Annotated in this window: 19 protein-coding genes and 3 pseudogenes; 6 read left to right on the top strand and 16 right to left on the bottom strand. The window is 73.8% G+C overall.

The window, feature by feature from the left end; all coding sequences use genetic code 11:
• Nucleotides 1-10 precede the first annotated feature (10 nt).
• The 4 genes from AB7F12_RS21755 to AB7F12_RS21740 are packed head-to-tail and all read left to right on the top strand — an operon-like array spanning nucleotide 11 to nucleotide 2063.
• Nucleotides 11-388 carry an ArsR/SmtB family transcription factor gene (locus AB7F12_RS21755; protein WP_428497030.1) on the top strand — a complete coding sequence of 126 codons (378 nt, stop codon included), beginning with the start codon at nucleotides 11-13 and terminating at the stop codon, nucleotides 386-388.
• Entirely contained in the window at nucleotides 385-807 is a 423-nt protein-coding gene (locus AB7F12_RS21750) for a Fur family transcriptional regulator (RefSeq protein WP_428497029.1), read from the top strand. Before AB7F12_RS21755 ends, AB7F12_RS21750 begins: the two co-directional genes overlap by 4 nt.
• A gap of 24 nt (nucleotides 808-831) precedes the next feature.
• Nucleotides 832-1671: an isoprenyl transferase gene (locus AB7F12_RS21745; protein ID WP_428497028.1), complete on the top strand. Its 840-nt coding sequence runs from the start codon at nucleotides 832-834 to the stop codon at nucleotides 1669-1671.
• Nucleotides 1668-2063 carry a hypothetical protein gene (locus AB7F12_RS21740; protein WP_428497027.1) on the top strand — a complete coding sequence of 132 codons (396 nt, stop codon included), beginning with the start codon at nucleotides 1668-1670 and terminating at the stop codon, nucleotides 2061-2063. The genes AB7F12_RS21745 and AB7F12_RS21740 overlap by 4 nt, the downstream gene beginning before the upstream one ends.
• Nucleotides 2064-2344: 281 nt before the next feature.
• On the opposite strand, the gene AB7F12_RS21735 is transcribed toward AB7F12_RS21740, so the two are convergent.
• Together AB7F12_RS21735 and recO are read right to left on the bottom strand one after the other, a co-directional pair.
• On the bottom strand, nucleotides 2345-2947 hold the full coding sequence (locus AB7F12_RS21735; RefSeq protein ID WP_428497026.1) for a hypothetical protein: 603 nt from the start codon (nucleotides 2945-2947) through the stop codon (nucleotides 2345-2347).
• 121 nt (nucleotides 2948-3068) lie between these two features.
• On the bottom strand, nucleotides 3069-3809 hold the full coding sequence (recO, locus tag AB7F12_RS21730; RefSeq protein WP_428497025.1) for a DNA repair protein RecO: 741 nt from the start codon (nucleotides 3807-3809) through the stop codon (nucleotides 3069-3071).
• A 110-nt stretch (nucleotides 3810-3919) separates the two neighbouring features.
• Between recO and AB7F12_RS21725 the strand changes: the two genes are divergently transcribed.
• On the top strand, nucleotides 3920-4747 hold the full coding sequence (locus tag AB7F12_RS21725; RefSeq protein WP_428497024.1) for a HugZ family protein: 828 nt from the start codon (nucleotides 3920-3922) through the stop codon (nucleotides 4745-4747).
• A gap of 42 nt (nucleotides 4748-4789) precedes the next feature.
• On the top strand, nucleotides 4790-5476 hold the full coding sequence (locus AB7F12_RS21720; protein WP_428497023.1) for a DUF4190 domain-containing protein: 687 nt from the start codon (nucleotides 4790-4792) through the stop codon (nucleotides 5474-5476).
• 63 nt (nucleotides 5477-5539) lie between these two features.
• Here the strand turns inward: AB7F12_RS21720 and era are convergent, their stop codons facing one another.
• The 14 genes and pseudogenes from era to dnaJ all read right to left on the bottom strand — a co-directional run bounded on the left by era (nucleotide 5540) and on the right by dnaJ (nucleotide 18531).
• Entirely contained in the window at nucleotides 5540-6469 is a 930-nt protein-coding gene (gene era / locus AB7F12_RS21715; protein WP_428497022.1) for a GTPase Era, read from the bottom strand.
• Nucleotides 6466-7710 carry an L-2-hydroxyglutarate oxidase gene (gene lhgO / locus AB7F12_RS21710; protein ID WP_428497021.1) on the bottom strand — a complete coding sequence of 415 codons (1245 nt, stop codon included), beginning with the start codon at nucleotides 7708-7710 and terminating at the stop codon, nucleotides 6466-6468. Before lhgO ends, era begins: the two co-directional genes overlap by 4 nt.
• A complete protein-coding gene (locus AB7F12_RS21705) occupies nucleotides 7707-8060 on the bottom strand; it encodes a cytidine deaminase (protein WP_428497020.1) in 354 nt (117 codons plus the stop codon). The genes lhgO and AB7F12_RS21705 overlap by 4 nt, the downstream gene beginning before the upstream one ends.
• On the bottom strand, nucleotides 8041-9546 hold the full coding sequence (locus tag AB7F12_RS21700; RefSeq protein ID WP_428497019.1) for a hemolysin family protein: 1506 nt from the start codon (nucleotides 9544-9546) through the stop codon (nucleotides 8041-8043). Before AB7F12_RS21700 ends, AB7F12_RS21705 begins: the two co-directional genes overlap by 20 nt.
• A 4-nt stretch (nucleotides 9547-9550) precedes the next feature.
• Nucleotides 9551-10087: an rRNA maturation RNase YbeY gene (gene ybeY, locus AB7F12_RS21695; RefSeq protein WP_428497018.1), complete on the bottom strand. Its 537-nt coding sequence runs from the start codon at nucleotides 10085-10087 to the stop codon at nucleotides 9551-9553.
• 91 nt (nucleotides 10088-10178) lie between these two features.
• Nucleotides 10179-10529 (bottom strand): annotated as a pseudogene (locus AB7F12_RS21690) (PhoH family protein); the annotation flags it as partial.
• Nucleotides 10530-10799: 270 nt separating this feature from the next.
• A pseudogene (locus AB7F12_RS21685) lies at nucleotides 10800-11258 on the bottom strand (LAGLIDADG family homing endonuclease); the annotation flags it as partial.
• Nucleotides 11259-11609: 351 nt separating this feature from the next.
• Nucleotides 11610-12278: pseudogene (locus AB7F12_RS21680) on the bottom strand (PhoH family protein); the annotation flags it as partial.
• Between the two features lie 214 nt (nucleotides 12279-12492).
• The gene (locus AB7F12_RS21675) at nucleotides 12493-13026 is read right to left on the bottom strand and encodes an isochorismatase family protein (protein WP_428497017.1); all 534 of its coding nucleotides are present in this window, start codon (nucleotides 13024-13026) and stop codon (nucleotides 12493-12495) included.
• A gap of 81 nt (nucleotides 13027-13107) precedes the next feature.
• Nucleotides 13108-14772, bottom strand: a complete 1665-nt coding sequence (locus AB7F12_RS21670) for a thiamine pyrophosphate-binding protein (protein WP_428497016.1) — start codon at nucleotides 14770-14772, stop codon at nucleotides 13108-13110.
• A complete protein-coding gene (locus tag AB7F12_RS21665) occupies nucleotides 14769-15542 on the bottom strand; it encodes a cyclase family protein (RefSeq protein ID WP_428497015.1) in 774 nt (257 codons plus the stop codon). Before AB7F12_RS21665 ends, AB7F12_RS21670 begins: the two co-directional genes overlap by 4 nt.
• 52 nt (nucleotides 15543-15594) lie before the next feature.
• The gene (locus AB7F12_RS21660; RefSeq protein WP_428497014.1) at nucleotides 15595-16356 is read right to left on the bottom strand and encodes an alpha/beta hydrolase family protein; all 762 of its coding nucleotides are present in this window, start codon (nucleotides 16354-16356) and stop codon (nucleotides 15595-15597) included.
• Between the two features lie 256 nt (nucleotides 16357-16612).
• A complete protein-coding gene (locus AB7F12_RS21655) occupies nucleotides 16613-17359 on the bottom strand; it encodes a 16S rRNA (uracil(1498)-N(3))-methyltransferase (RefSeq protein ID WP_428497013.1) in 747 nt (248 codons plus the stop codon).
• Between the two features lie 20 nt (nucleotides 17360-17379).
• A complete protein-coding gene (gene dnaJ, locus AB7F12_RS21650) occupies nucleotides 17380-18531 on the bottom strand; it encodes a molecular chaperone DnaJ (RefSeq protein ID WP_428497012.1) in 1152 nt (383 codons plus the stop codon).
• Between the last annotated feature and the right edge of the window lie 45 nt (nucleotides 18532-18576).

The raw sequence follows: 18576 nt of genomic DNA, 5'->3' as shown, positions 1-18576 counted from the left end.
ACGGGGAACCATGTCGATCACCACCGGCTCGGCGGAGGGCGCCGAGGAGCGCGTCGACCACGACGAGCGGACGTGCATCGCACCGGCACCGGTCCGCACCCCGGACACGTTGGCGGCGGCGGGCGACCTGCTGCGGGCCCTGGCGGCCCCGGTGCGGATCGCGATCGTGCTGCAGCTGCTGGAGTCGCCGCGCTGCGTCCACGACCTGGTGGACGCGTTGGCCGTCACGCAGCCGCTGATCAGCCAGCACCTGCGGGTGCTGAAGGCCGCCGGAGTGGTGCACGGCGACCGGCACGGCCGGGAGGTCGTGTACTCGCTGGTCGACGACCACCTGGCGCACATCGTCGTCGACGCCGTGGCGCACGTCGAGGAAGAGGCGCGCGCGTGACCGATCCCCGCCCCGCGGTCCGGCCGCGGGCCACCCGGCAGCGGGCCGCGGTGTCGGCGTTGCTCGACGAGCTCGACGACTTCCGGTCGGCCCAGGAGATCCATGAGGCGTTGCGCCGTTCCGGCGAGGGCATCGGGCTGACGACGGTGTACCGCACGCTGCAGACGTTGGCCGACAACGGCGAGGTCGACGTGCTGCGCATGGGCGCGGGCGAGGCGGTCTACCGGCGCTGCGACACCGGCGAGCACCACCACCACCTGGTGTGCCGGGCGTGCGGGACGGCGGTGGAGATCGACGGGCCGGACGTGGAGCGCTGGGCGGACAAGCTGGCGGTGGAGCACGGGTTCACCGAGGTGAGCCACACCGTCGAGATCTTCGGGGTGTGCAGGTCCTGCTCGGACAGCGCCGCCGGACGCTGACCGCCACCTCCGTAGGGTGGCGGGGTGCCCTTCCAGCCTCCCGCCCCGCACCCCTCGGGGGCCCGGCCGCCCGCGATCCCGCGCGAGCTGGTGCCCAACCACGTCGCCCTGGTGATGGACGGCAACGGGCGCTGGGCGAACGCGCGCGGGTTGCCGCGGATCGAGGGGCACCGCCGCGGTGAGGCGTCGTTGATGGACGTGGCCCGTGGCTGCATCGACATCGGTGTGAAGTGGTTGTCCGCGTACGCGTTCTCGACGGAGAACTGGAAGCGCTCCCCCGACGAGGTGCGTTTCCTGATGGGCTTCAACCGGGACGTGATCCGCCGCCGGGTCGACGAGATGCACTCCATGGGGGTGCGGGTGCGCTGGGCCGGGCGGCGGCCGCGGTTGTGGCGCAGCGTGATCCGGGAGCTGGAGGTCGCGGAGGAGAAAACGCGGGACAACGACGTCCTGACGTTGACGATGTGTGTCAACTACGGCGGGCGCGCGGAGATCGCCGACGCGGTACGGGAGATCGGGCGCCTCGTCGCGGCGGGGAAACTGAAGCCGGACAAGATCGACGAGCGCACGATCGCGCGGTACCTCGACGAGCCCGACATGCCGGACGTCGACCTGTTCGTGCGGAGCTCGGGCGAGCAGCGGACGTCGAACTTCCTGCTGTGGCAGTCGGCGTATGCGGAGATGGTCTTCCTCGACACGCTGTTCCCGGACTTCGACCGTCGCCACATCTGGGAGGCGATCGAGATCTACGCGCGCCGTGACCGGCGCTTCGGCGGGGCGATCGACAGGACCGGCACGGGCGACAGCACCGGCACGGGCGACAGCACCGGCACGGACGACAGGGCCGAGGAGGCCGAGGCATGAGCGAGGTCCCCGAGATGCTCGACCGGGCGCGCAGGGCGTTGGAGCGGTTCCACGACGTCCAGGTCGACGACGACGGCGCCGTCACCTTCGTGCACGGCGCGGTGCCGTGCGTGGTGCAAGGGCTGGAGCTGGAGGAGGGCCTGCCCGTCCTCAACGTCACGTGCGTCGTGGCCTGGGACCTACCGGTGGAGGTCGACGTGCCGACGCGGGTGGCGATGGGCGCCGGCGAGGGCCTGTTCGGCACGCCCCGCGTCGTGCGCGGGGACAACGGCTGGGACGTGACGTTGCGCTACGCGTTCCCGGTCGCGGGACTGGCGGAGAAGCCGCTGGGCACCTTGCTGATGCTGGTGGCGGGCAACGCGTCGGCGCTGCGCGCGGAGCTGATGGACTGACGCCGCGGTCGCGGCGGCACGGCCACCGGCCACCCGCCCCGCCCACGCCGCCATCTCCCCGGCGGCGGCGAGGGCGACGGCCCGTCACGCGGGCACGGGTGGCCGCACGGACCGGACACCCGCGGGCTCACGCCGTCCGGACACGACCGCGACGACCGGCGCGCGGTCGACGTCCACGGCCGGTCCCTGCCCGGCCGGCGCGCCGACGGGCTGATCGGCCGAACGGGCGCGGTCGGACCCGGGACGGCGCAGGGAGCCGCCCCGGGCCCGGTCTGTGGGGATCAGCCGTTGCCGATGTGCACCAGCGGCAACGACGACAGCTGCGCCGGGTTCATCGCCGACGCGGCCGTGAGCACCTTCTGCTGGGCCTCCTGCATGCGGGCATCGACGAGCCCGGACAGGCCGTAGGCGATCCGGCCGAGCTGGCGGACCGCCGTGTCGTCCGGGCTCGGCTGCGTCGCGGACACGACGGCGACACCGGTCGGGGCGCCGGAGTTGTTCTGGGCGACCCCGACGGTGAACGTCTCGCGCGGGTTGGTGTGCCGCGACGCGTAGTGGTCACGCAGCTTCTTGACCAGCCCGTGGAACTCGCGGACCTGGCCCTCCATCTTGAGCTCGTCGATGTCGGCGTCGGTGAGGACCTCGGTGCGCCCGGAGAAGCACCGGACGTAGGCGACGAGCGCGCCGGTCCAGAGTGCCTCGACGACGACGGGGTCGGGCCCCTTCGCGAGGCTGGACACGAGGTGCTCACAGCACTGCAGGACGTACTGGAGGTCCTCGAACACACCGGCGAGGCGGGTCAGCTCCGCGGACTCCGGGCCGTCCATGCGCCGTACGGACGCCGGAGCCTCCTCGGTCTCGGTCGTCCCGTTGGTGTCGGCCACTTCGCCCCCTGCTGATCGTGCGCGGTACTGCGTGAGGCCGCAGGCTAACCCCGGATCGGGCCGGCGCCGATCTCGATATGAGACGCCGATCACCGCGGGTCGGGGCGTGGGCCCCGGCCGCTCACAGGGGGGCGCGGCGTTCCACCAGCGGCAGGGAGCGCAGCTGGCGTTCGAGGTGCCACTGCAGATGGGCGGCGACGAGACCCGAGGTGTCGCGGCGGGCGGCGGGGGCGGCGGCGTCGGCGAGGTCCCAGTCGCCGTGGAGCAGGGCGTCGAGCAGCGAGAACGTCTCCGGCGACGGCAACGCCGAGCCGGGGGGACGGCACACCTCGCACACCGCTCCCCCGCCGGCGACGCTGAAGGCGCGGTGCGGGCCTGGTTCGGCGCACTTGGCGCACTCGGTGATCGCGGGCGCCCAGCCGGCGTGGCTCATGGCGCGCAGCAGGAACGCGTCGAGCACCAGGGAGGGGTCGCGCTCGCGGCCCGCCATGGCCCGGATGGCGCCGACGAGCAGGAGGTAGACGCGCATCGTCGGCTCGCCCTCCTCGGCGACGAGCCGGTCCGCGGTCTCGAGGATCGCGCAGCCCGCCGTGTAGCGGGGATAGTCGCCGACGATGCCGGCGCCGAACGCGTCGACGGTCTGGGCCTGGGTGATGACGTCGAGGCTGCGGCCGGTGTAGCACTGCACGTCGACGTGGTTGAAGGGCTCGAGCCTGGCCCCCCAGCGCGACCGGGTGCGCCGCACCCCCTTGGCGACGGCGCGCACCTTGCCGTGCCTGCGCGTCAGCAGCGTGACGATGCGGTCGGCCTCGCCGAGCTTCTGCACGCGCAGCACCACACCGGTGTCGCGGTACAGGCTCACCGCACGAGCCTACGACTCCGCCGGCCGGGCGGTGGCGCAGCGCGGCCTCTTGACACCCCCGCGCCGGAGAGGGTGAGGTCAGGCTCACCAACTGTCGAGGGGGACACGTCGTGTCGGAGCAGCCGTCCCGGTTCCGTGACCACGCGGTCCCGCAAGGGGCGCGCGCCGCCACCGAGCGCACCCTGGACGCGACGATCGGGCTCGTCGGGGAGCCGAGCGACGCGGAGCGCTCGCGCACCCTGTTCACCGAGGCGCGCACCGCGACGCTGTCGACGATCGGTGTCGACCCGGCCGGGGTGCCGTTCGGGTCGCTCGTCGCGCACGCCGTCGACGATGCGGGCCGGCCGATCCTGTGCCTGTCCGACCTGGCCGAGCACACCCGCAACCTGGCGGCCGACCGGCGGGCGTCGGTGCTGGTCGTCGAGACGGGCGAGGGCGATCCGCTGGCGCTGGGCCGGGCGACGGTGATGGGCGGGATGGTCGTGCTGGAGGGCGAGGAACGCGCGGCGGCGCTGCAGCGCTACCGCGCCGCACACCCCGGCGCGTTCTACGCCGACTTCGCCGACTTCCGCATCCACCGCCTCGAGGTGGCGGCGGTGCGCTACGTCGGCGGGTTCGGGCGGATGAGCTGGGTCGACGCCACCCGGTACGCCCACGCCGAGCCGGACCCGCTGCGCCCGCACCGGGCGGGGATCGTCGACCACATGAACGACGACCACGCCGACTCGCTGCTCGCGTTCTGCCGTGTGCTGGGCGACCGGCCGGACACGGTGGCGGCGCGGATGGTCGACGTCGACCGTTACGGGTTCTCGGTGCTGGCCTCGGACGGGCCGGAGTCCGGGGAGAAGGCGCTCCGGTTCGTGTTCGACGAGCCCGCCGACACCCCGCTCGCGGTGCGGACGGCGATGGTGGAACTGGTACGCCGCACCCGGAGCTGACCCCGCTACGCTCGGGCACCCAGGCCCACCCCGAGGAGAGCGATGTCGCAGGACCCGAACCAGTCCGGTAACGACCCCACCTCCTCCTACGGCGGGTCGGGCTCGTCGTCGGACCCGACGTCGAGCCCCTGGGGTCCGGCGGGCTCCGCGGGTGGCGACGAGGGCACGGTCAGCTTCCAGAAGAGCTCCGGTGACGCCGGGCCCGCCCAGGCGGCGGGTCAGGACGCGGGGCAGCAGCAGCCCTACGGCGCCGACCCGTACGGCGGCTACGGCGCGCAGCCCGGGTACGGCGCCCCGCAGGGGTACGGCGCACCGCAGCCGGGCTACGGCGCGGAACAGCCCGGGTACGGGGCACCGCAGCCGGGCGGCTGGGACCCGAACGCCTACCCGCCGCCGGGTGGCTACGGCGCGCCGGGCTACCCGGACCCGTCACAGCCGCAGCCCTACGGCGCCTACGGCGCCTACCCGCCGCCCGCCTACCCGGTCGCGGCACCGACCAACACGATGGCGATCCTCTCGCTGATCTTCGCGTTCGTGTTCGCCCCGCTGGGCCTGGTCTTCGGGTTCGTGGCGCGCAGCCAGATCAAGACGAGCGGCGAGTCCGGCGACGGGCTCGCGCTGGCCGGGCTCATCCTCAGCGCGGTGTTCATCGCGCTGTTCATCCTGGTGTGGGTGCTCGTACTCGGCGCCTTCGGCGCGGCCGTGTCGGCGGTTCCCAACTACCGCTGAGGACTCCCCGGGCCCCCGAGCGGCACCGTGCGCCGCCGGCACGGTTGCCGCGTCCGCAGGGGCTCAGAACCCGAGCTTGCGCAACTGGCGGGGGTCGCGCTGCCAGTCCTTGGCGACGGTGACGTGCAGGTCGAGGAAGACCTTCACCCCGAGCAGCGCCTCGATCTGGCGGCGGGCCGCGGTGCCGACCTCACGCAGCCGCTCCCCACCGCGCCCGATGACGATGCCCTTCTGGCTCTGCCGCTCCACGTAGATGGTGGCGTGCACGTCGAGCATCGGGTTGTTCTTCGGCCGGTCCTCGCGTTCGATCATCTCCTGCACGACGACGGCGATGGAGTGCGGCAGCTCGTCACGCACCCCCTCGAGGGCGGCTTCACGCACCAGCTCGGCGACGAGGATCTCCTCCGGCTCGTCGGTGAGCTCGCCGTCGGGGTAGAGGGGCGGCCCCTCGGGCAGCCGGGCGACGAGCAGGTCCGCCAGCAGGTCGACCTGGAAGCTCTTGACCGCCGACACGGGGACGATCTCGGCGAAACCGATGTCCAGGGCGGTCAGCTCGGTCAGCCGCGCCGCGATCTGCTCCGGCTGGGCCCGGTCGGTCTTCGTGACGATCCCGATCACCGGTGTCCGTCCGGCGACGGCCTTCATCTCGCCTGCGATGAACTCGTCGCCACGTCCGACGGGCACGTCGGCGGGCACACAGAACCCGATGACGTCGACCTCGGCCCAGGTCTCGCGGACGAGGTCGTTGAGGCGCGAGCCCAGCAGCGTGCGGGGCTTGTGCAGGCCCGGGGTGTCGACGACGACGAGCTGCGCGTCGGGGCGGTGCACGATCCCGCGGATCGCGTGCCGGGTGGTCTGCGGCTTGCTCGACGTGATCGCGATCTTCTGCCCGAGCAGGGCGTTGGTGAGCGTCGACTTGCCCGCGTTGGGCCGCCCGACGAAGCACGCGAAGCCCGAACGGTGGTCGTCGGGCCAGTCGCCGAAACCCGTCATGAGAGCGGCCCCAGCTTCTCGCCCGTCAGGCGCTCCAGGATCTCGCGCCCGATCGGCAGCGCCGCGGTCGCAGCCGGCGACGGCGCGTTGAGGACGTGCAGGATCGCGCCGTCGCCGCTGCCCTGCTCGACGAACAGGAAGTCGTCGACGAGCGAGCCGTCGGGGCGCACGGCCTGCGCGCGGACACCGGCACCGGCCGGGGACAGGTCCTCGACGCGGACCTCGGGCAGCATCCGCTGGATCCGGCGGACCATCGCCTTCGCCGACAGCGACCGGTGCACCTCACCGAGCCCGTAGCGCCAGTGCTTGCGCGCCAGCGCGATCGTGCCGGTGTAGGCGAGCGAGCCGAGCAGCTCCTTCGGCTTGACCACACCCCACGAGTAGCCCTCGCGGGCCAACGCCAGTACGGCGTTGGGACCGGCGTGGACGTGACCGTCGATGCCGCGGGTCGCGTGTACGCCCAGGAACGGGAACGCCGGGTCGGGCACCGGGTAGATCAGGCCCTTGACCAGCTCGGCGGCCGACTCGGAGAAGCCGGCGTACTCGCCGCGGAACGGCACGATCCGCACCCCGGGGTCGGCACCCGCGGCGCGGGCCAGCTCGTCGGCGCGCAGCCCGGCGCACACCACGACCTGCCTGCCGAGGACGTCACCGGTGGCGGTGCGCACGACGACGTCGGCCCGCCGCCGCGCGATCCCGGTGACGGCGCGACCGGTGTGGACCTCGCCCCCCTCCTTCACCACGAGCGCGCCCAGCGTCTCGGCGATCCGGCCGTAGTCGCAGATGCCCGTCGACGGCACGTGCAGCGCCGCGACGCCACGCACGTGGGGCTCGTGGGCGCGCATCGCGTCCTGGTCCAGCTCGCGGGCCTCGACGCCGTTGGCCTTCCCACGGCGCGCGAGCTCCGCCATCCGCGGCAGCTCCTCGGGCCCGGTGGCGACGACGAGCTTGCCGGTGACCTCGTGCGGCAGGTCGTGCGCGCGGCAGAACGCGACCGTCTCGGCGCAGCCCGCGACGGCCAGCCGGGCCTTGGCGCCGCCGGGCGCGTAGTACAGCCCGGAGTGGATGACGTTGGAGTTGTTGCCGGTCTGGTGGGCGGCGAGGCGGTGCTCACGCTCCAGCACGACGACCGAGCGGCCGGTGCGGGCCACGGCGTGCGCGGTGGCCAGCCCGACGATGCCGCCACCGACGACCACGACGTCGGCGCGCGGCGTCGGCGGCAGCGCCGCGGGAGCGTTCACTCCGATGCCGTCTCGGGTGTGAGGACCCGGACCACGGTGCCCGAGGCGTCGGCCAGGATCACCGCGGCGGACGGGGCCAGGTCGCGGACAGCGGCGACCGAGGCGTCGTCGACGGCGCCCTCGGCGCTGACGACGGCTGCGGCCTCCAGGCCGGGTGCACCGCTGGACACGGCCGCGGCGACCGCGGCCTGCAACGCTGTGAGCTGCAGCGACGGCAGCGCGACGCTCGCCGCGGCGTAGGTGCGGCCGTCGGTGTCGCGCACGGCGGCGCCCTCGGCGGCCCCCGTGCGCGCGCGCGACGAGCGGGCCAGCGTGACGATCTTGGCGTCCTCAGGGTCGAGGTCGGACATCGGTTCCTTCCCGACGGTCGGCGAGCCCGCCCGTCCCGTTGTCTGTGTCGTGGGGTGCCGCGACGGTGGCCGCGGGGTCGCCCGCCCTGCCGTTGGCCGCCGCGGCGTCGTGCAGGTCGAGCGGGGAGCCGTCGACGGCGCGGTCCTCACGTGCGGTGTGCAGCACCAGCGGCAGGTCGGCGTCCCCGTCGACGGGGCTGACCAGCACCGTCGTGATCCGGATGCGGCCGCGGGCGTCCTTGCCACCCTCGGCGAGCAGGTGCAGTCCCGCCACCTCGGTCTGCGCGCCCGGCAGCGGCACCTTCCCCAGGCGGTGGGCCAGCAGCCCGCCGACGGTGTCGACGTCGGCCGCCTCCAGCGCCGCGTCCAGCGGGGAGTTGCCGTCGTCGTCGGGGGTGAAGGCGAACAGCTCGCCGAAGTCCTCGACCGGCAGCCGGGCCGCCACCCGGACCCGGCGCGCGTCGATCTCCTCGACCGGCGGGACCCCGTCGGGGTCGTACTCGTCGGTGATCTCCCCGACGATCTCCTCCAGGATGTCCTCGATGGTGACGACGCCGGCCGTGCCGCCGTACTCGTCGACGACGATCGCCATGTGGTTGCGGCTGCGCTGCATCTCCTTGAGCAGCTCGTCGACCCGCTTCGAGTCGGGCACGTACACGGCGGGGCGCATGACGTCGACGAGCTCCGCGGGCGCGTCGGCGCCCGCGTGCTGGGCCGCGACCAGGTCCTTGAGATAGGCGACGCCCACGACGTCGTCGATCCCGTCGCCCAGCACCGGGACGCGCGAGTAGCCGCTCTTCAGCGCGAGCCGCACCACCTTGTCGATCGGGGTGTCGCGCTCGGCCCACACCACGTCGGGGCGCGGGACCATGACGTCGCGGACCATGGTGTCGCCCAGCTCGAACACCGAGTGGATCATCTGGCGCTCGTCCTCGTCGACGACGCCGCGGGTGCTGGCCATGTCGACCAGCTCGCGCAGCTCCACCTCCGAGGAGAACGGGCCCTCACGGAAACCGGGCCCGGGGGTGATCGCGTTGCCGACCAGGATCAGCAGCTTCGCCAGCGGCGACAGCAACGTGGCCAGGACCCGGATCGGGACCGCCACGACCATGCCCACCCGGTACGGGTGCTGGCGGCCCAGCGTGCGGGGGCCGACACCGATCAGCACGTAGCTGACGACGACCATGATCACCGCCGCCACCAGCACGCCCACCCACGGCGTGCCGAACGCGCGGGCCAGCGCCATCGCCAGCAGCACCGTCGCCGCCGTCTCGCAGATCAGCCGCAACAACAGCAGGAGGTTGACGTGCCGCGGCCGGTCGGCCACCACCCGCGACAGCGCCTTCGCGCCCGGCCGGCCCGCCCGCACCAGCGCCTCGACCCGGGCGCGTGAGACCGACCCGAGCGCGGCGTCGGCGGCGGCGAACACACCTGCCAGCGGCACGAGCAGCACGACGACGACGATCATCACGACGGTGCCGCTCACGGCTTCAGCCGTCCTCGAGACCGGCGGCGCCGAGGACCTGGGCGTCGGTCCGGCGCTGCGCCTCCTCGCGGGCGGCCCGCTCCCGCGCCGCCCGCCACTCCCCGAGCAGCTTGTCCTGCAGGGCGAACATCTCGCGCTCCTGGTCGGGCTCGCCGTGGTCGTACCCCAGCAGGTGCAGCACACCGTGCACGGTGAGCAGGTGCAGCTCGTCGGGCAGGCCGTGACCGGCCTTGCGGGCCTGGTCGCTGGCGAAGGCGGGGCACAGCACGATGTCGCCCAGCAGGGCGGGCCCGAGATCGGGCGCGTCGGGACGGCGGGTGTCCTCGGCCAGCTCGTCCATGGGGAATGCCATGACGTCGGTCGGGCCGGGCTCGTCCATCCAGCGTTCGTGCAGCTCGCTCATCGCCTCGGTGCTGACGGCGGTGATGGCCAGCTCCACGGCGGGGCTCACACCCATCGCGTCGAGCGCGTAGCGGGCGACGGACACGATCAGCGACTCGTCGACGGCGATGCCGGACTCGTTCGCGACCTCGATGCTCACAGGGTTCCTCTGCGCGTGATGTGCTCCGACGGGCGATCGCCGGTGGTCCGAGGGTAGTCGGGCCCCCTCGGCCACCGGCGGACCGGTCGGTTCAGCGCCTGCCGCGGCGGCGCTGCTCGGGGCCGGTGCGCGGCGCGCTCGCCAGGCCGCGCCGCTCGTTGACGGCGTCGAACCGGGCGTACGCGTCGACGATGTCGCTCACCAGCCGGTGGCGCACCACGTCGGTGCTGGTCAGCTGCGAGAAGTGGACGTCGTCGACACCGTCGAGGATGTCGCGCACCACCTGCAGCCCCGAGCGGGTGCTGCCCGGCAGGTCGATCTGGGTGACGTCGCCCGTCACCACGATCTTCGAGCCGAACCCGAGGCGGGTGAGGAACATCTTCATCTGCTCGGGCGTGGTGTTCTGCGCCTCGTCGAGAATGATGAACGCGTCGTTGAGGGTGTTGTGCGTCAGGAGGTGGCCCTCGGTGACGTACAGGGAGTCCTCTGCCGCAACCTGGATGCAGACCGTCTCGGCACGGCCCTCGGGCTGGATGGCGTGAACGAACCGCATGGGCCGTCCACCACCACCCTCAGCCGCATAACGCGCGCGCTTGCGCTCCAAACGGAACGGCTCGACACCGGCCGGGAGCCGGATGTCGATGACGTGGGCGTCGGCCTTGTAGCCGACCGCACGTCCGTTCGCCATCCCCGGCTTGCGCCCCCCGCTGAGCCGCACCCTCGCGTAGGCGACGCCGCCGAGCGATCGTACGAGCTCGACGACGTCGTCGCGCAGCTGCGGCGACGTGGTCGTGTACTGGATGCGGCACGTCCTGCCCGCTTGGGTCACCGGCCCGCCGTCGGTGTCGAGCAGCCCCTGCAGGACCGCGATCCGCACGTCCGAGGAATTGTCGAGGTAGACGCGCGGGACGAACTTCGTGCCGGAACGCGCGCCCGACAGACCCAGCTTCCGGATGGCCCCGGTGACCGGGTTCTCCAGCGTGATGACGTCGCCCGCTTCGCGGACCCGGTTGAGGATGTGGTCGACGCCGCCCTTGTGCCGGACGGCGATGCCCGGGATCGACCTCCCCAGCGCCTCGGCCAGCTCGGGGTCGGCGGTCGCGAACGACGGCGTAGTGGCGAGCGTGATGCAACCGTCGCCGAGCAACAGACCCAGCGCGTACGGGTCCATCGGGACGTCCTGGCGCGGGAACTCCACGGCCCCGGTGAGCATCGGCAGCTCGTAGCGGTGCGCGTGGGCCGCCCGCAGCTTGCCGATCATGTCGCGGGTCTCGAGAACCCGCCACGGCTTGTCGCGCCGGCGGTCCGCCGCAGTCCGCACCGTCCAGAGGTGCTCACCGCAGCACAGAGCCGACGCCCCGTCCTGTGCCGTCACCCGGTAGACGTCCTTCTCGCCCTGCGGGTAGACGCCGAGAACGGGGGTCGGGGTGCCATCGGACCCGACGACAAGGTCACCGACCTGCAGATCCCCGATCGGCCGCCACCCGTCGGGCGTGAGCACGTTGGTGTCGATCGGCTGCGCTCGGCCGCGCATGTACGCCAACGGCGCGACCTCGATCGTTCCGGCCGCCATCAGTTTCGGGATGGACTCCGGGTCGATCATGTCGTGCAATGCGTCGTAGAGCGGGCGCAGGTAAGGGTCGATCTTCTCGTAGAGCGTGCCGGGCAGGTAGCCCAGCCGCTCCCCCGCCTCGACCGCCGGCCGGGTCAGGATGATGCGGTTGACCAGCTTGCCCTGCAACGCCTGCACGGCCTTGGCCATGGCCAGGTACGTCTTTCCCGTACCGGCCGGGCCGATGCCGAAGACGATCGTGTGTGTGTCGATCGCGTCGACGTAGCGCTTCTGGTTCAACGTCTTCGGGCGGATCGTCTTGCCGCGCCGCGACAGGATGTCGAGGCTCAGCACCTCGGCGGGCGACTCCCCCATCCGCTCACGGTCGGCCGCGTTCTCGTCGGACAGCATCTCGACGGTGCGGCGCACCGTGTCCTTGCCGACCTGCTGACCGCGCTGCGCCAACGTGACCAGCTCGGCGAAGACGCGCTCCGCGAACGCCACGTCGGCCGGCTCGCCCGACAGCGTGAGCTCGTTGCCCCGGACGTGCACGTCGGCATCGAGGAGCTCCTCGGCCGCGCGCAGGCTCTCGTCGCGCGAGCCCAGCAGGGCCAGCAGCGCGGTGTCCGGCAGAGCCATCCTGGACTGGACTGTGTTCGGCTCGATTCCGGTCAAGTGTCGTGCCGCCTGCTCTCTCTGCTCGCCCGCTCCCACGGGACCCTCACTCGGGCCGCCGGACAGCGCTCACCGGCGTCGCCCCTGCAACGCCGCCGCTGCCCCGCGACGACGCGATGCTACCGCCGGGGACCGACAGTCCGCCGTGCGATTTCTCCGGTCCGACCCGGGGCGGCGTCTAGCGGAGCATCTTCGAGACGTCGCGGAACCGCGGGTGGCGCGAGTCGCGCAGCCACTCGAACATCACCATCTCGCTGGTGACGACCTCCGCGCCGTGCTCCCGCGCCCGCGCCAGCGCGGCCTGCCTGTCGGACTCCCGCCGCGACCCCACGGCGTCGGCGACCAGCACCACCCGCACGTCACGCTCACGCAGGCCCAGGACCGTCTGCAGCACGCAGACGTGCGCCTCGGCCCCGGTGACGACGACCTCGTCGCGGCCCGGGGGCAGCAGCATGTCGAACCCCGGCTCGGCGACCGCCGAGAACGCCGTCTTGGGCATCACGAGCTGCGGGAACCCCGCGAGCGCCGCGACCGTCGGCCCGAGGCCCTGCGGGTACTGCTCCGTCGCGGCGACCGGCACGTCCAGCGCCGCGGCCGCCTCGCCCAGCAGCGCCGTCCGCGCCACCACGGACTCCCCGTCGTGGATCGCCGGCATCAGCCGTTCCTGCACGTCGATGATCAGCAGGACCGACCGGGACGCGGTGAGCAGCACGCAGCCACCCTAACCGCCCGCGCGCAACCTCATGGTCGTGAACCGGCGTCCGGACAGCCGTGAGGTTGCGCGCGGGTGGTCTCAGTGCCCGCGGAAGGCCTCCGCGAGCCACCAGGAGCCGCCGTCGGAGGCGATCTTGGCGTCGACGAGCAGCGGCCGGTCCCGGGCCCCGCCGACCCAGTCGCGCACGCCGTCGAGGTCGGCGGCCGACCGGACGGTGACGGCGTCGAAGCCGTAGCCGCGGCCGATCGCGGCGATGTCGGTCTCCGGGAAGACGACGGTGGCCAGGTCGTCGCCGTCGGGACCGAAATGGTGGACCTCGGCGCCGTAGCCGCGGTCGTCGTACACCACGACGACCATCCCGAGCCCGAGCCGCGCGACGGTCTCCAGCTCGGCGGCGGCCATGAGGGCGCCGCCGTCGCCCAGGGCGGCGACGGTGAGCCTGTCGGGCCGGGCCAGCGCGACGCCGATCGCGGTGGACAGCCCCAGGCCGATCGACTGGAAACCCTGGGTGAAGCAGAAGGCCGCCTCGTCGGGAACACCCAGGTAGGCGGCGGGGTAGCCCATGAAGTTGCCGGAGTCGACGGCGACGCTGCGCTGGGCGGGCAGCACGTCGTCCAGACCGGTCGAGAGCACCCGGGGGTCGATGCCGGCCGGTCCGGTGAGGTCGGGCGGGTCGAGCGGCACGTCGCGCCAGCGACCCCGGGCGGCGATGCGGGCGCGGACGTCGTCGGTGCGGTACCCGGGGCGGTCGTCGCCGTCGAGGGCGACGGCGACGTCGGCCGCGGTCGCCGCGACGTCGCCGAGGACCCCCAGGTCGACGGGCCGGTGTGCGCCGAGGGCGTCGGCGTCGAGGTCGACCTGCACGACGGTCGCGTCGGCTCCGATGAGCGCGCCGTGGCGCATCGTCCACATGTTCAGGGCGCACCCCCAGCCCACGACGACGTCGGCGTCGGCGATGAGCTCCGCGGCGAGCGGGGTGGCGAAGCCGCCGGAGATGCCCAGCGACCAGGGGTTCCCGGTGAACAGCCCGTTGGCGACGGCGGAGGTCGCGAGCAGCGCGCCGCAGCGCTGGGCGAGCCCGGCCAGTTCGGGCCCGGCCCCGCGGGCGCCCCGGCCGGCGACGAACACCGGCCGGCGGGCACCGGCGAGCGCCGCGACGAGCCCGGCGACCGACGCCGCGGCGGGCCTGGGCGGCGCGAGCGGCGTGGGCTCGGGGACGTCGAGGTCGTCGAGCGACCCCAGGCCGGGGACCGGTGCCGCCTGCACGTCCAGCGGCAGGTTGAGCACGACGGTCCGGCGCTGCTCGGTGGCCGTGCGGTACGCGCGGACGGTGTCGGCCAGCGCGCTGCCCGGCGAGTGCACCCGTTCCGCGACAGCACCGACGGCCGCGCTCAGGGCGTCCTGGTCGATGCGGAAGTTGGAGCGGACCGCGGCCCCACCGGTGTCGGCGGCCAGGACCAGCAGCGGGGTGCGGCTCTTCGCGGCCTCGGTGACACCGGTCAGTGCGTTGGTGAGCCCGCAGCCCTGGTGCACCGTGAGCACGGCGGGGACGCCGGTGGTGCGGGCGTGCGCGTCGGCGGCCGTGGCGGCGCCGGCCTCGTGGCGGGTGGCGGTGAACGGCACCCCCGCGGCCCGCAGCGCGTTCGTGACGTGGAAGTTCCCGCTGCCGACGACCCCGAACGCGTGCCCGACCCCGAGCCTGCCCAGCACCGTGCCGACGAGCTCCGCCACGGTGACGGTCATCGTTCGACGAGCGCCAGGACGCGCGCGGGGCTGCCCGACCCCGAGACGATCGGCAGCGGCCCCGTGACCAGGACCGCGCCCGTCGGGGGCAGCGTCGCCAGGTTCTGCAGCTGGGTGAGCCCGTACTTGCCCGCGCCGAGCAGGAACGAGTGGCACGGGAACGGCGGGTCGAAGCCGTGGGCGGCACCGGCGTCGGTGCCGACGGTCTCCACCCCGACCCCGAGCAACGCCGTCTCCTCGGCGAGCCAGCGCGCGCACGCCACCGACATGCCGGGGGTGTGCGGGCCGGTCTCGTCCGCGTTGAGGAACGCGGCGGCGTCCTCGGCGCGGGCGTCCCAGCCGGTGCGGTACAGCAGCCAGCCCCCGTCGGGCAGCGAGCCGTGCTCGGCCGTCCAGGCCCGCACGTGCTCGACCTCCAGCAGGAAGTCGGGGTCGGCGGCCGACTCCGCGGAGAAGTCGAGCACCACCGCGGGCGCGACCAGCTTGTGCGCCGGGACCTGCGAGACGTCCTCGCCCTCGCGGCCGGTGACCCAGTGGACGGGCGCGTCGAAGTGCGTGCCGGTGTGCTCGCCGGTGTGGATGTCGTTCCAGTACCAGGCGGGGCCGCGGTCGTCGTAGCGGCTGATCTCCGACAGCGAGAACGGGATCGTGTTGGCGAACGGCGGCGGCAGCTGCAGCACGGGGGTTCCCGCGTGCAGCGGCGCGGTCAGGTCGACGACCTCGATGCGCCGGTCGCGGAGCGCGGCGAGCAGGTCCTGCAGCACGGCCATGAGCTGTCCCGTCTGCCGCGCGCGGTCGGGCGCCGCCGTGGCGGGGTCCACGCTAGAACAGGCGCTCGATACCCGACTCGCAGGCGCGCCACGCCTCGGTCGCCGGGTCGATCACCGCGAAGTGGTCGACGCCCGGCAGCACGACCAGCTCGGCGGGGTCGCCCGCGGCCCGCGCGGCAGCGACGTAGCGCTCGCTCTGCCGCAGCGGGACGTTGACGTCGGCGTCGCCGTGCACGCAGATCACGGGCACGCCGACGGGTAGCCGTTCGGCCGGCGAGGCGAGCCCGTAACGGTCGGGGTGTTCGGCGGGGGTGCCGCCCAGGAGGTCGTCGACGGCGCCCCGGCCGACCTCGTTGCGGGCGGCGTCGACGAGGTCGAGCACCCCCGCCTGGCTGACCGCGCCGCGCAGCCGCACGGCGGGGCCGGCACCGGGAGAGCCGGCGGGCAGGCCGGGCCGGGCGGCGAGCCACGCCGCGAGGTGCCCGCCGGCGGAGTGCCCGACGGCGACGACCCGGTCGGGATCGAGCCACTCCTGCCCGGCCAGCAGGTCCACGGCCGCGGCGACGTCGTCGAAGGTCGCGGGCCAGCCCCCGCCCGCCCCGACGCGCCGGTACTCGATGTTCCACGCCGCGAACCCGGCGGCCGCCAGGGTGGCGGCGAGGGGGCGGCCGAGCGCGAGGTCGTAGCGGGCGCGCCAGAACCCGCCGTGGATGACGACGACGGTCCCCCTGATGTCGGCGCCGCCGGGGGGCAGCGTCAGCTCGACGAACTGTGCGGGGCCGGTGCCGTAGTCCAGCCGCGTCGGAGTGCTCACGACCCGATCATGGCTGAGCGGGGGTGGTGGGTGGCAACCCGCTCACGGAGCACCGGGGATGCCACGCCGCGATGAATGTGGGGGGACACCCACCGCGGCGTGGCGCCGCCGGACGAGGGGACTCTCCGGCGGGCCCGAGGGTACGGATCACACGTGCTCAGACGGTCGCCGAGGCAACCGGTCGATGCGCGCAATATAGCCCCGGACCTGGCACGACTGGCACTCCGTCACCCGGATGCCGAGCGGAGTCCCACGGTCAGCCGCGCGGGCTCCACCGGCCGGTCAGCGCACCGATGGCGCCGAGCGCGACCGCGGCGGCGGTGGAGGCGCGCAGCACCTCGGGGCCGAGCCGGACGGCGTGGGCGCCCGCGGCGGTGAGCGTCGCGATCTCCTCGTCGGAGACCCCGCCCTCCGGTCCGACGACGAGCAGGACGTCAGCGGGGGCCGGTTGCAGGAAGGGAGCGATCCCCTCGGTGGCCGACTCGTGCAGCACCAGCACCCGCTCGTGGCTCCCGCAGAGCGCGGCGAGCCCGCGCGTCGACACCGGCGCGGCGACGGGCGGCACCCAGGGGCGGCGGGCCTGCTTCGCGGCGGAACGGACGGTGGCGCGCCAGCGGGCGAGCGCCTTGTCCCCGCGCGGGCCGTCCTCCCACTTCACGACGCAGCGCGACGCCCGCCACGGCAGGATCTCGTCGACACCCGCCTCCGTCGCGAGCTCGACGGCGAGCTCCCCGCGGTCGCCCTTCACCAGCGCCTGGGCCAGGACGACCCGCGGCGCGGGCGGGTCGAGCACCGCGCGGGAGACCACGCGCAGGTCGAGCCGGTCGTGCCCCACCGTGTCGACGACGGTGTGCGCGAGATTGCCGCGGCCGTCGGCGAGGGTGATCTCCTCGCCGGCGCGCAGCCGTCGCACGGTGGCGGCGTGCCTGCCCTCGGGTCCGTCGAGAACGGCCGACGTCCCCTCGGGCAGCTCGTCGACGAGGAACAGCGGCGCGGTGCCCACCGTTGCTGCGTCCTGCCCGGTCAGCGGCCGCCGAAACGCAGCCGGGAGAACAACCCGTGCCCGTTACGGCTGCCCATGGCCAGGTCGGGCTGCTCCTCACCGCGCAGGGCGGCGAGCTTGCGCAGCAGCTCGGTCTGCTCCTTGTCGAGCTTCGTCGGGACGGCCACCTCGATGTGGACCATCAGGTCGCCGTGACCGTCGACGCGGCCGTTGGACCGCAGCCGCGGCATCCCCTTGCCGCGCAGGGTGCGGATCGTGCCGGTCTGGGTACCCGCGTCGATCTCGAGGTCCTCGGAGCCGTCGATGATCGGCAGCGCGACGGTGGTGCCGAGCGCGGCCGCCGTCATCGGGAGGCTGACGGTGCAGTGCAGGTCGGCCCCGTCGCGGGTGAAGATCTCGTGCGGGGTCTCCTCGACCTCGACGTACAGGTCGCCCGCCGGGCCGCCGCCCGCGCCCACCTCGCCCTGGCCGGCGAGCCGAACCCGCATCCCGTCGGCCACACCGGCGGGGATACGCACGCCGACGCTGCGCCGCGACCGGACCCGGCCGTCGCCCGCGCACTGGCGGCACGGTTCGGGGATGACCTCGCCGAAGCCGCGGCAGGTCGGGCAGGGACGCGACGTCACGACCTGGCCGAGGAACGACCGCTGCACCGACTGGACCTCGCCGGACCCGCCGCAGATGTCGCAGCGCGTGGGCGAGCTGCCGGGAGCGCAACCGGAGCCGGAGCAGTCCGAGCACAGCACCGCGGTGTCGACGGTCAGCTCGCGCTGCACCCCCGCGGCGCACTCCTCGAGCGAGAGCTGCATCCGGATGAGCGCGTCGGCACCCGGCTGGACACGGCTGCGGGGCCCACGACCGCGGCCGCCGCCCGAGGAGCCGAAGAAGGCGTCCATGATGTCGCCGAAGCCGAAGCCGGCGCCGAAGGGGTCGCCGCCAGCACCGCCACGGCCGTTGTCGAGCGGGTCGCCGCCCAGGTCGACGATGCGTCGCTTCTCGGGGTCGTTGAGCACCTCGTAGGCGGTGCTGACCTCGCGGAAGCGTTCCTGAGCCGCCGCGTCGGGGTTGACGTCGGGATGCAGCTCCCGGGCGAGTTTGCGGTACGCCCGCTTGATCTCGTCGGGGCCCGCGCCGTGTTCGACGCCGAGGATCCCGTAGTAGTCGCGTGCCACCCTTGCGTTCCCCATGGTCCTTCGCTCGACGAGTCGCAGATTTCG

It is taken from the genome of Pseudonocardia sp. (assembly GCF_050250275.1).
GTDB lineage: Bacteria > Actinomycetota > Actinomycetes > Mycobacteriales > Pseudonocardiaceae > Pseudonocardia.
Note: the sequence above shows the minus strand (reverse complement) of the source record. Positions and strands in the feature narration are given on the sequence as shown.

Coding starts and splice junctions, on each gene's coding strand:
- AB7F12_RS21755 (WP_428497030.1), top strand. CDS start 11: ATGTCGATCACCACCGGCTCGGCGGAGGGCGCCGAGGAGCGCGTCGAC.
- AB7F12_RS21740 (WP_428497027.1), top strand. CDS start 1,668: ATGAGCGAGGTCCCCGAGATGCTCGACCGGGCGCGCAGGGCGTTGGAG.
- AB7F12_RS21720 (WP_428497023.1), top strand. CDS start 4,790: ATGTCGCAGGACCCGAACCAGTCCGGTAACGACCCCACCTCCTCCTAC.
- era (WP_428497022.1), bottom strand. CDS start 6,469: ATGACGGGTTTCGGCGACTGGCCCGACGACCACCGTTCGGGCTTCGCG.
- AB7F12_RS21705 (WP_428497020.1), bottom strand. CDS start 8,060: ATGTCCGACCTCGACCCTGAGGACGCCAAGATCGTCACGCTGGCCCGC.
- AB7F12_RS21670 (WP_428497016.1), bottom strand. CDS start 14,772: ATGACCGTCACCGTGGCGGAGCTCGTCGGCACGGTGCTGGGCAGGCTC.
- AB7F12_RS21665 (WP_428497015.1), bottom strand. CDS start 15,542: ATGGCCGTGCTGCAGGACCTGCTCGCCGCGCTCCGCGACCGGCGCATC.